The organism is Diaphorobacter sp. (genome assembly GCF_050251835.1).
In the GTDB taxonomy this organism is placed as follows: domain Bacteria; phylum Pseudomonadota; class Gammaproteobacteria; order Burkholderiales; family Burkholderiaceae_C; genus JBFXIE01.
In genome coordinates this window covers 1-11,296 of the sequence record NZ_JBFWLZ010000055.1, presented here as the reverse complement: position 1 = coordinate 11,296, position 11,296 = coordinate 1, and the positions used below count along the sequence as shown (strand labels likewise).

Here is an 11,296-nt window from a genome sequence, read left to right as displayed (position 1 = left end):
TTCATCCGTCGTTCATCGCCGCGCCCGTATAACCACAGCCCATGAACACCTTGCGCCGCCTCTTTGCCATGCTGCTGCTTGTGGGCGCCGGCGCCACAGGCGGCGCGTTGCATGCCGATGAGCGTGACCATGAGCTGGCCCGCAAGGCGCTGCAGCAGGGCCAGGTGCTGCCGCTGCGCACGGTGATCGACAAGGTCGAGCGCGACCACCAGGGCCAGGTGCTGAAGGTGGAGTTCGAGCATGATGACGGCCGCTATCTCTACGAGATCCGCCTGCTGCAAAGCGACGGCCGCGTGGCCAAGCTGAAAGTGGACGCGGTCAACGGCCAGGTGCTGAAGATCAAACGCAAGGAGCCTTGATGCGCATCCTCGTCGTGGAAGACGAACCCACCCTCTGCGCCCAGCTGGTGCAGGCCATTGCCGCGGCGGGCCACACGGTGGAACACGCCAGCGACGGCGCCCAGGCGCATTACCTGGGCGAGGTGGAAGACTTTGACGCCGTGGTGCTGGACCTGGGCCTGCCCGTGCTGGACGGCTTGTCGGTGCTGCGCCGCTGGCGCGCGGCAGGGCGCAACATGCCGGTGCTGATCCTCACCGCGCGCAGCGCCTGGCACGAGAAGGTGGCCGGCATGGACGCGGGGGCCGATGACTACCTGGCCAAACCCTTTCACATGGAAGAGCTGCTGGCGCGCCTGCGCGCCCTGCTGCGCCGCCTGGGCGAGCACGCCAGCGCGCAGTGGCAGTGCGGCCCGATCTGGCTGGACACGCGCCAGGCGCGCGTGCTGGTGGACGGCCAGCCGCTCACGCTGACCAGCCACGAGTTCAAGCTGCTGTCGCTGTTGATGCAGCGCAAGGGCCAGGTGCTGCCCCGCACCCTGCTGTCCGAGCACATCTACCCGCACGACAGCGACCGCGACTCCAACACCATCGAGGTCTTTGTCGGCCGCCTGCGCAAGAAGCTGCCGCCGGGCAGCATCGAGACCGTGCGCGGCCTGGGCTACCGGCTGGTGGACGCCGGCGCTGCGCCATGACGGCGGGCGGCTCGCTGCGCCTGCGCCTGCTGGCGGGCACGCTGGCCTGGATGCTGCTCAGCGTCGCGCTGGCAGGCTGGGCGCTGCGCGCGCTGTTCCAGGACCACATCACCCAGCAGCTGCAGGCGCAGCTGGTGGTGCAACTGGACCAGCTGAGCGCCGCCGTGGACTGGACACCCCAGGGCGGCACCCGCGTGGCGCCCGTAGCCTTCGACCCGCGTCTGGCACAGCCGCTGTCGGGCCTGTACTGGCAAGTGGATCAGCTGGGCGCCGCACCGCAAGAGGCGGTGGCACGTTCGCGCTCGCTTTGGGACCAGGTGCTGGCGCTGCCGCCCGTGGCGGGCGACTACCCCGCGCGCGGCTTTCGCGTGCTGCAGCTGCACGACAGCCAGGGCCACGCACTGCTGACCGTGGCGCGCACCCTGCAATTGCCCGAAGACGGCGCCCCGCCGCTGCGCCTGGCCGTGGCGGGCGACACCGCGCTGCTGGCCGAGCCGCTGCAGCGCTTCACCCGCCTGCTGCTGACCGCGCTGGGCCTGCTGACGCTGGGCCTGGCCGTGGCAGTTGCGGTGCAGCTGCACCTGGCCCTGCGCCCGCTGCAACGGCTGCGCGAGCAGCTGGCCACCGTGCGCGGCGGCCAGTCCACGCGGCTGCAGGGATGCTTTCCGCAAGAGCTGCAGCCACTGGTGAGCGAGTTCAACCACGTGCTGCTTGAAAACGCCGACATGGTGCAGCGCGCCCGCACCCAGGCGGGCAACCTGGCGCATGCGGTGCACACGCCGCTGTCCATCCTGGCCAACGCCGCGGCGCAAGAGGGCACACCGCTGGCGCAACTGGTGACCGAGCAGGTGGCCAGCGCGCGCCGCCAGGTGGACTACCACCTGGCCCGCGCCCGCGCCGCCGCCGCCGTGCGCGCCACCGGGCTGCGCACGCCGGTGCTGGCGCCGCTGCAGGCGCTGCTGCGCACCATGCAGCGCCTGCATGCCGACCGCCAGCTGACGTTCGAGCTGGCGCCGCAGGCGCAAGACGGCGCCCGAGACGCCGTCTTTCGCGGCGAGGAGCAAGACCTGTACGAACTGCTGGGCAACCTGATCGACAACGCCGGCAAATGGGCGCGCACACGCGTGGTGGTGGACGTGCAGCGCGAGGGCAGCCAGCTGTGCTTCACCATCGATGACGACGGCCCCGGCATTGCCGAGGCGCTGCGCGAGCGCATGTTCGAGCGCGGCGTGCAGCTGGACGAGCAGCGCCCCGGCGCAGGCCTGGGCCTGGACATCGTGCGCACGCTGGCCCAGACCTACGGCGGCAGCGTGCAGGCCCTGGCCTCGCCGCTGGGCGGCGCGCGGCTGCGGCTGTGCCTGCCGGCGGCGCAGTAAGAGCCTGCCTATCATGGCCGCAAAGGAGGGCGCCATGACACCTCCTCGGCGTGCGTATTCACGGCATACAACAGCATGAGCGGGAGGCTCTATGTCAACACCCTGGGCCCATTCGGGCGGGCATTTGCTGGCTGAACATCTGAACCAGGTGGCTGCGCTAGCGGCCGATTTTTCCCAGCCCTTTGACGCCACAGAGCCCACGCTGCGCTGGGCCTATCTGGCTGGCCTGTGGCACGACCTAGGTAAATACCGACCCGGGTTTCAACGCTATGTGCGTCTGGCCGATGGCGAAAACGCGCACATCGAAGGCAAAGTGGGGGGGCGCGAAAAAACCCATTCCGCTGCTGGCGCGCTGTGGGCTTTGCAGCAACTGGAAACAACCCATGGTGCCCAAGGCAAGTTGGCCGCGCACGTACTGGCCTACCTGATTGCAGGGCACCACGTAGGCCTGGACGACTGGCACCAAGGCCTACAGCTACGGCTGCGTCACCCTGACAGCGCGCAAGAGCTCAAAGAAACGCTGGCAGCCAACCCGCCCGCTGAGGTGTTGAGCCCAGGTAGCTTCACTCCTGATTTACGAGTGATTCCGGGCGGAGCAGAAGGCTTTGCCTTCTGGGTGCGCATGCTGTTTTCTTGCCTTGTGGATGCCGACTTTCTGGACACCGAAGCGCACTTTGATGCGGGCAAGCCCGCGCACCGCACAGGCTTTGCCACGCTGGGGCAAATGCGCGCTGCATTTGACGCCCACATGGCGGCGCTGCCCGCCGCCAACACGCTGGTCAACCGCTTGCGTGCGGATGTCTTGCGCCAGTGTCGCGCCCAGGCTGCGTTGCCCAAGGGGTTTTTCTCGCTCACCGTACCCACGGGCGGCGGCAAAACGCTCTCCAGCCTGGCGTTTGCGCTGGAGCATGCGCAGGCCCACGGCCAGCGCCGCATCATCTACGCCATCCCCTACACCAGCATCATCGAGCAGACGGCGGACGTGTTCCGCAACGTGTTCCATGGCTTGGGCGACGAGGTGCTGGTGGAGCACCACAGTCAGTTTGATGCCGCCGAGAAAGACGAAACTGCCCGCAGCCGCCTGGCCTGCGAAAACTGGGATGCGCCCCTCGTCGTCACCACCAACGTGCAGTTGTTCGAATCACTGTTTGCCGCCAAAACTTCACGCTGTCGCAAGCTGCACAACCTGGTGGGCAGCGTCATCGTGCTGGACGAGGCGCAGCAGCTACCGCCCGACTTTCTTCAACCGATTCTGGATGTGCTCAGGCTGCTGGTGGCGCACTACGGTGTGACGGTGGTGCTGTGCACCGCCACCCAGCCAGCGCTGGCCAGCACCACGTACTTTGATGCCCATAAAAACCTGCGCGGACTGGAAAACGTACGCGAAATCATCGATCACCCCGATGCCCTGTTCGACGCCCTCCAGCGCGTGCAGGTAGAGCTTCCTGCCGACTGGACAACACCCACCCCTTGGGCCGACCTGGCCGCGCAGCTCGGCGCCGAGGATTGCGTGCTGGCCATTGTCAACACCCGCAAAGCCGCGCGCGAGTTGCAGCGCCTGATGCCCGAGGGCACCTTGCACCTGTCGGCTCTGATGTGCGGTGCGCATCGCAAGGATGTCATTGCCGAAATCAAACAACGCCTACAAGCCAAACGCGAAGGGCGCGACCTGCGGCCATTGCGCGTGGTCAGCACCCAACTGGTAGAGGCGGGCGTGGACATCGACTTTCCCGTGGTGTACCGCGCGCTGGCAGGGCTTGACTCCATCGTCCAGGCTGCGGGTCGCTGCAACCGTGAAGGGCGGCTGCCCGGCATGGGGCGCGTGGTGGTGTTTGTGCCGCCCGAGAAACCCCCGCTCGGACATTTGCGTAAAGGCGCCGATGCGTGCATCGCCACCCTGCAGGGGCAGGCGCACAACCCGTTGGCGCGTGGCCTTTTTACTCACTACTTCACCGAGTTCTACCACTCGGTGGATTTGGACAAGCACGGCATCGTTGGCCTGCTCAAGGTGGAGCCACGCACGCTGGCCGTGCAGTTTCGGACCGCCGCACAAGCCTTCCGGCTGATTGACGATCAAGACAGTGTCCCCGTAGTGGTGCGCTACGCACCACAGCGCAACACGATCGACAAACTGCTCAATATCCTGGCGGCAGAAGGCCCGCAGCGCTGGCTGACGCGCAAATTGCAGCGCTACACCGTAAGTATCCCGAAATGGAAGGCTGACAAGATGCTGCAGCAAGGCGATCTCTTGCTGCCCGTGCCGGGCCTGTACGTGCTGGCAGATGCTGATAATCTATACAGCAGCATTCTGGGCCTTGCAGGCGATGCCGACCTTTACCAACCCGGCGGTTTTGTTTTGTGAAGGAGCCCCATGTCGTCCCACTTTTGCCTCGAAGTTGCAGGCCCCTTTGCCTGCTTTACCCGCCCGGAGATGAAGGTGGAACGCGTGTCCTACGATGTGATGACGCCGTCTGCCGCCCGCGCCGTATTCGAGTCCATTTTGTGGAAGCCCGCCATTCGCTGGCAAGTGCAGCGTATCGAAGTACTCAAGCCCATCCGCTTTATCAACCTGCGGCGCAATGAGGTCAGCGCTGTGGTGTCAACGCGCAACGTGCAGCAGACGATGGCGGCGGGCAGCGGCACGCTGGGCCTGTATATCGAAGACGATCGCCAGCAGCGTGCGGGCTACTTTTTGCGCGACGTGGCCTACCGCATCCACGCCGATCTGTCGCTGGCGCCCGGCTGCACCGAGCCCTTGATGAAATACACCGAGATGTTCACCCGCCGCACCCGCAAAGGCCAGTGTGTGAACCAGCCCTACCTGGGCTGCCGCGAGTTCGCTGCCGACTTCTGCTTGGTCACCGCCGACACGCCCCCAGCCCCACCCATTGAGGACACGCGCGAGCTGGGCTGGATGCTGCACGACCTGGATTTTTCGAACCCCGCCGACCCGCAGCCACGCTTTTTCAACGCGAAGATGGTGCGCGGCGTAGTGCAGGTGCCGCCGTTCGAGGAGACACGCGGATGATTTTGCAAGCCCTGAGCGACTACTACCGCCGCAAATGCGATGACCCCGATCCGGCGCAGCGCCTGCCCGCCTTCGGACTAGAGCAGAAGGAGATTCCGTTCATCCTGGAGATCAGTACCGACGGCGAACTGCTGCAACTGCGCGACACCCGCGAGCTGCAGGGCAAAAAGAAGGTGGCGCGCGTCTTTCGCGTGCCCCAGGGCGTCAAGAAAACCTCGGGGGTGGCGGCCAACCTGCTGTGGGACACACTGGAATATGTGCTGGGCGTGGACACCAAGGGCAAGCCCGAGCGCGTAGCCGAGCAGCATGCGGCGTTTCGTGCGCGTATCGAGGCGCTGCCAGAAGTGGTCAGGGAGGATGCAGGCATCCAGGCTGTGTTGCGGTTTCTGCACCGGCGGGATGTGGCACAACTGGAGCGCCAGCCCGCCTGGAACGAGGCGCTGGAGGGTAACGCCGTGATGAGCTTCCGCCTGCACGGCGACCTGGATCTGGTGTGCCAGCGCCCCGCCGTGGTGCAAGCGGCGCTCAGCACCGCTGGCGCTGACGATGCGCCGCAGGCCATGTGCCTGGTGACGGGCGAGCGGGCGCCGGTCGAACGCCTGCATGCGTCGATCAAAGGGGTGTGGGGCGCGCAGACCTCAGGTGCCAACATCGTCTCGTTCAACGCGCGCGCTTTTGAGTCCTACGGCAAGACTGAGCGCCAGGGCGAAAACGCCCCCGTCAGCCGCGCTGCCGCCTTCGCTTACACCACCGCGCTGAACCACCTGCTGCGCAAGGATTCGCCCCAGCGCATGCAGGTGGGCGACGCCTCCACGGTGTTCTGGGCTGAGCGGCAAGACCCGTTCGAGACCATCTTTGGCGACATCTTCCAGGACAACCCCGACGGCGGTACCACCGCCGTGCGCGCGCTGCTGGATGCCGTGCACAGCGGGCAGTGGGGCGAATCAGATGAAAACCTGCGCTACCACGTGCTGGGCCTCGCGCCCAATGCTGCGCGCATCAGCATCCGCTTTTACCACTGCATCACCCTGTGCGAACTGGGTCAGCGCATCGCGCAGCACTTTGAAGACCTGTCGCTTGCGCGGGGGCCGCATGACCCGCAGTACCCCTCGCTGTTCCGCCTGCTGACCGCCGTGGCGCTGCAAAACAAGGCCGACAACATTCCGCCCAACCTGGGCGGCGCCATCGTGGATGCCCTGCTGGCAGGGCCGGATGCGCCGTACCCCAGCCTGTGGCTCAACGCTGCCGTGGGGCGTTGCCGAGCCGAGCAAAACATCAATTACCCGCGCGCCGCAGCCATCAAGGCCTGCCTCAACCGCCACATCCGCTTTCGCCAAAGTACAGAGAAGGAGTTTTTGCCCATGCTCGACCTCAACAACACGCACCCGGCCTACCGCCTGGGGCGGCTCTTTGCGGTGCTGGAAAAAATCCAGGAAGAAGCCAGCCCTGGGCTGAACGCCACCATCCGCGACCGCTATTACGGCGCCGCTTCCAGCACACCGGTGGCGGTGTTCACCACCTTGCTGCGCCTGAAGAACGCACACCTCAAGAAGCTGATGCCCGGGCGTGTGACAGTGTTTGAAAAGCTGCTGGGCGAAGTGCTGGGCCCTGTCGACGACTTTCCCAAACATCTGCAGTTGCCCGACCAGGGCCGTTTCGCGCTGGGCTACTACCACCAGCGCCAGGACTTTTTCACACGCAAATCCCAAGACACCGACCACGGCACCCCTGAAGGAGAAACCGCATGAGCCCCGCCCAACCCCTCGCCCACCGCTATGACTTTGTGCTGATTTTTGATGTCAAAGACGGCAATCCCAACGGTGACCCCGACGCGGGCAATATGCCGCGCCTGGATGCCGAATCCGGCCATGGCCTGGTCACCGATGTGTCGCTCAAGCGCAAAGTGCGCAACTTTGTCGGGCTGGTGAAAGAGCAAGACGAGCGCACCCCGGTGGATGGCGAAAAGCGTTTTGAGATTTACGTGCGCGAAAAAGCCATCCTGAACCACCAAAACCAGCGTGCCTATTCCGCATTAAATTTGGCTGAAACGCCCGAGGAGCAAGCGCAAGCAGCTACAGAAAACGAAGCAGCTGACACCAAAAAGAAAAAGCCCGGCAAAGACAAGCGCAAAGGCAGCGCCGACGAGGTGGCCCTGGCGCGCCAGTGGATGTGCCAGAACTTTTTTGATGTGCGCACCTTTGGCGCCGTCATGTCCACTGGAGTGAACTGTGGCCAGGTGCGTGGCCCAGTGCAGCTGACGTTTGCGCGTTCGGTCGAACCCATCGTGGCGCTGGAGCACTCCATCACCCGCATGGCGGTGGCCACCGAGGCTGAGGCAGAAAAGCAGCAGGGTGACAACCGCACCATGGGCCGCAAGCACACCGTGCCCTATGGCGTGTATGTGGCGCATGGCTTTGTCTCGTCCTTTCTGGCCAAGCAAACCGGCTTTGGGCAGGACGACTTGGAGTTGCTGTGGCAAGCGCTGGGCCAGATGTTCGAGCACGACCGCTCCGCGGCACGCGGCGAAATGTCCACGCGCGGGCTGTACGTGTTCCAACACGACAGCGAACTGGGTAACGCCCCGGCGCACGCCTTGTTTGAGCGCCTGCAAGTTCAGCCCAAAGAAGCCGGTGCCGTGGCGCGCAGTTTTGATGCGTATGCGGTTGCCTTTGATGGGCAAAGTCTGGCTGTGGGGCAATCGCTGCAGCCCGCAGCGGGCGTGACCTTGACCCGGCTTTTCTGACCCGGGGGCACATGAAAACCCTGCCCACTCAATTCGACAGCCAGGGCATCCGCCGCGTGTACGACGAGGCCACCGAAACCTGGTGGTTTTCGGTCATTGACATCGTGCAGGTGCTGACCGACAGCGAAAACGCCCGCGACTACTGGTTCAAGATGAAGCAGCGCGTCAAGGCGGAAGACGGCGCTGAACTGTCGACATTTTGTCGACGGTTGAAATTGACCGCTGCGGATGGCAAGCAGCGCCTGACCGATTGCGCCACCGCCCAAGGCCTGCTTCGCATCGTGCAATCCATCCCCAGCCCCAAGGCAGAACCCATCAAACTGTGGCTGGCCAAGGTGGGCTACGAACGCATGCAAGAAATGGCCGACCCAGCCCAGGCGCTGGACCGCGCGCGCCAAACCTGGCAGCAGCATGGCCGCAGCGACAAGTGGATCCAGCAGCGCATGACTGGACAGGAAACCCGCAATAAGCTCACCGACTACTGGAGCGGGCACGACATCAAAGCGGGCAGCGAGTTCGCCATCCTGACCAACATCATTCACCAAGAATGGTCGGGCCTGAGCGTGGCGCAGCACAAAGCAAAAAAGGGCCTGAAAAGCCACAACCTGCGCGACCACATGAGCGAGGCTGAGCTGATTTTTACCGCTCTGGCCGAGCTATCGACTCGCCAGATTGCAGAAAGTGTGGATGCCACCGGCATGGCAGAAAACAAGGCCGCAGCCCAAACCGGTGGCCGCATCGCCCATCAGGCACGTACGCAGCTGGAGGGCCAAACCGGTAAATCGGTAGTGACCAGTGACAACTACCTGCCACCGGCCACGCCCAAGGCAGCCGAAGCGATCAAGGCCATACCGCCAGCCAAAGCCAGGAAGGCGCCCAAAAAACCGTAGCGCCCATGCCCACCGCCACCCCCGCGCCAGAACCCGATCCCATTGCCCTGTCGGCCTTGCAGCACTGGCAATACTGCCCGCGCCAGTGTGGCCTGATCCACCTGGAGCAGGTGTTTGACGACAACCTCCACACCCTGCGCGGCCAGGCAGTGCATGCCAAGGCCGACCTGCCTGGCGTCGAAACGGCCAAAGGCGTGCGCGTGGAGCGCGCCCTGCCGCTGTGGCACGACACGCTGGGTCTGATAGGCAAGGCCGACGTGGTGGAGTTTCTGGCCGGAGGCGTGCCCTACCCCGTCGAATACAAACACGGCAGCCGCCACAAGGCCGCCGACATTGCCGCCTGTGACGACCTTCAGCTGGCCGCGCAAGCTCTGTGCCTGGAGACCATGACCGGCAAACCCGTGCCGGAGGGCGCGCTGTATTACGCCAGTTCCAGGCGCCGCCGCACCGTGCCCATCACGGCGCAATTACGGGACGATGTGGCACGTACGGCACAAGCCGTACGGCAGATGCTGGCCAGCAGGCAACTGCCGTCGCCTCTGGCTGGCCCGCAAGCACAACAGCGCTGCAAAGGCTGCTCGCTGCAAGAGCGCTGCCAGCCCAAGGTCACACAAGCAAACCTGGAATCGGCCCGGCACACCTTGTTCGACCCCGACGCGTGACAGCACCGCACCAGCCTCCAGATCATGCAACTGCTCAACACCCTCTACGTCACAACGCCCGAAACCTACCTGCGGCTGGACAACGAAACCCTTCGTGTCGAGGTCAATCACGAAACCCGGCTGCGCGTGCCTCTGCACCACCTGAGCGCCGTGGTGTGTTTTGGCCATATCCACCTGTCTGCACCCTTGATGCACCTGCTGGCCGACCGGGGTATTGCGCTGGTGCTGCTGGACGACAACGGCCGCTTCAAAGCGCGGCTGGAAGGGGCTGTCAGCGGTAATGTGCTGCTGCGCCAAGCGCAGTTTCAACGCGTGGCCGATCCGGCATTCACGCTGGACATGGCCCGATCCAGCGTGGCCGGCAAGATCAAAAACACCCGGCAAGTTTTGCAGCGCGGCGCCCGAGAAGCCAAGTCAGAAGACGAAGCCAAAGCCTTGGCCCGCCTGGCAGATGACCTGGCCGCCAGCCTGCGCGCCCTGCCCGGCACCACCAACCTAGATAGCCTGCGCGGTGTGGAAGGCGAAGCCGCACGCCAATACTTCAGCGGCCTGGGCCTACTGGTGCGCCCCGACCAGCGCGCCGCCTTTGCCATGGACGGGCGCACACGCCGCCCGCCGCGCGACCGTCTCAACGCCCTGCTGTCATTTTTGTATGCCATGTGGATGAACGATTGCCGCAGCGCCCTAGAGGCAGCCGGGCTTGATCCCCAAGTGGGCTTCTTGCACGCCTTGCGCCCGGGCCGCGCTGCCCTGGCCCTGGACTTGATGGAAGAGTTTCGCCCCTGGGCAGACCGGCTGGCACTGACGCTGATCAACAGAGGCCAGTTGGGCACACACGACTTTGTGCTGCGCGAAGGCGGCGCGGTTGTCTTGCAGCCAGATGCCCGCAAAGCCGTGGTGGTAGCCCACCAAGAGCGCAAGAAGGACGAAATCAACCACCCACTGCTGGCGCAATCCGTGCCGCTGGGTTTGGTGCCATTGGTGCAAGCCCGTCTGCTGGCGCGCGCCGTGCGCGAAGACGGGGCGCCTTATGTGCCCTTTGTGGCCAAGTAGGGGCCAGCCATGCTGGTGCTGGTTTGCTACGACGTCAACACCGAAACCAAAGCGGGCCGGCGCCGCTTGCGCCGCGTGGCGCGGGTGTGCGAAAGCACCGGGCAGCGGGTACAAAGATCGGTGTTCGAATGCCAGCTGGACATGGCCCAGTACGAAGCGCTGGAACGCCGTTTGCTGGCAGAAATAGACCCGTCTGCAGACTGCCTTAGGCTCTACCGCATGCCCGGCACGCGCGGCTTCGAGGTGATCGAGCACGGCACGTTCAAAGCGACGGATTTTGACGGCCCGCTGGTGCTGTGACCGGCGCAGCACATGCTGTGTCGTACCATGACGCGTAGCGCGATCCTCCAGTGGACTGATTTTCCCTGGGAGGTTCGCGCACTTCGCAACGCCTTGTTTTCATTTGGTTTTTTATGGCTTGGTGGTGGTTGGGTGTACAAAAACAGCTTCGCATGGCGCAGTTCGCGCAAGTGCCAGTAAAAACCGTTGCCCAACAAAGCGTTACATGCGAAGG

At 64.6% G+C, this 11,296-nt stretch carries 11 protein-coding genes; all 11 read left to right on the top strand.

Going from position 1 to position 11,296, the window contains the following annotated elements; all coding sequences use genetic code 11:
- Positions 1-41 precede the first annotated feature (41 nt).
- On the top strand, positions 42-359 hold the full coding sequence (locus tag AB7E35_RS14005; protein ID WP_428167768.1) for a PepSY domain-containing protein: 318 nt from the start codon (positions 42-44) through the stop codon (positions 357-359).
- Positions 359-1,030, top strand: a complete 672-nt coding sequence (locus AB7E35_RS14000; protein WP_015914641.1) for a response regulator transcription factor — start codon at positions 359-361, stop codon at positions 1,028-1,030. Before AB7E35_RS14005 ends, AB7E35_RS14000 begins: the two co-directional genes overlap by 1 nt.
- Positions 1,027-2,406: a sensor histidine kinase gene (locus AB7E35_RS13995; protein WP_428167767.1), complete on the top strand. Its 1,380-nt coding sequence runs from the start codon at positions 1,027-1,029 to the stop codon at positions 2,404-2,406. The genes AB7E35_RS14000 and AB7E35_RS13995 overlap by 4 nt, the downstream gene beginning before the upstream one ends.
- Positions 2,407-2,497: 91 nt before the next feature.
- Positions 2,498-4,768, top strand: a complete 2,271-nt coding sequence (locus tag AB7E35_RS13990) for a CRISPR-associated endonuclease Cas3'' (RefSeq protein WP_428167766.1) — start codon at positions 2,498-2,500, stop codon at positions 4,766-4,768.
- A gap of 9 nt (positions 4,769-4,777) precedes the next feature.
- On the top strand, positions 4,778-5,434 hold the full coding sequence (cas5c, locus tag AB7E35_RS13985) for a type I-C CRISPR-associated protein Cas5c (protein ID WP_428167765.1): 657 nt from the start codon (positions 4,778-4,780) through the stop codon (positions 5,432-5,434).
- Positions 5,431-7,182 (top strand): type I-C CRISPR-associated protein Cas8c/Csd1, encoded by a 1,752-nt coding sequence (gene cas8c, locus AB7E35_RS13980; RefSeq protein ID WP_428167764.1) that lies wholly within the window; start codon positions 5,431-5,433, stop codon positions 7,180-7,182. The genes cas5c and cas8c overlap by 4 nt, the downstream gene beginning before the upstream one ends.
- Entirely contained in the window at positions 7,179-8,177 is a 999-nt protein-coding gene (cas7c, locus tag AB7E35_RS13975; RefSeq protein ID WP_428162644.1) for a type I-C CRISPR-associated protein Cas7/Csd2, read from the top strand. The genes cas8c and cas7c overlap by 4 nt, the downstream gene beginning before the upstream one ends.
- A gap of 11 nt (positions 8,178-8,188) precedes the next feature.
- On the top strand, positions 8,189-9,067 hold the full coding sequence (locus AB7E35_RS13970) for a BRO-N domain-containing protein (protein WP_428162643.1): 879 nt from the start codon (positions 8,189-8,191) through the stop codon (positions 9,065-9,067).
- Between the two features lie 5 nt (positions 9,068-9,072).
- On the top strand, positions 9,073-9,729 hold the full coding sequence (gene cas4 / locus AB7E35_RS13965; RefSeq protein ID WP_428162642.1) for a CRISPR-associated protein Cas4: 657 nt from the start codon (positions 9,073-9,075) through the stop codon (positions 9,727-9,729).
- Between the two features lie 24 nt (positions 9,730-9,753).
- Complete coding sequence (cas1c, locus tag AB7E35_RS13960; protein ID WP_428167763.1) at positions 9,754-10,782, top strand: type I-C CRISPR-associated endonuclease Cas1c; 1,029 nt, start codon at positions 9,754-9,756, stop codon at positions 10,780-10,782.
- Between the two features lie 9 nt (positions 10,783-10,791).
- Positions 10,792-11,082: a CRISPR-associated endonuclease Cas2 gene (gene cas2, locus AB7E35_RS13955; RefSeq protein ID WP_428162640.1), complete on the top strand. Its 291-nt coding sequence runs from the start codon at positions 10,792-10,794 to the stop codon at positions 11,080-11,082.
- Positions 11,083-11,296: the final 214 nt, after the last annotated feature.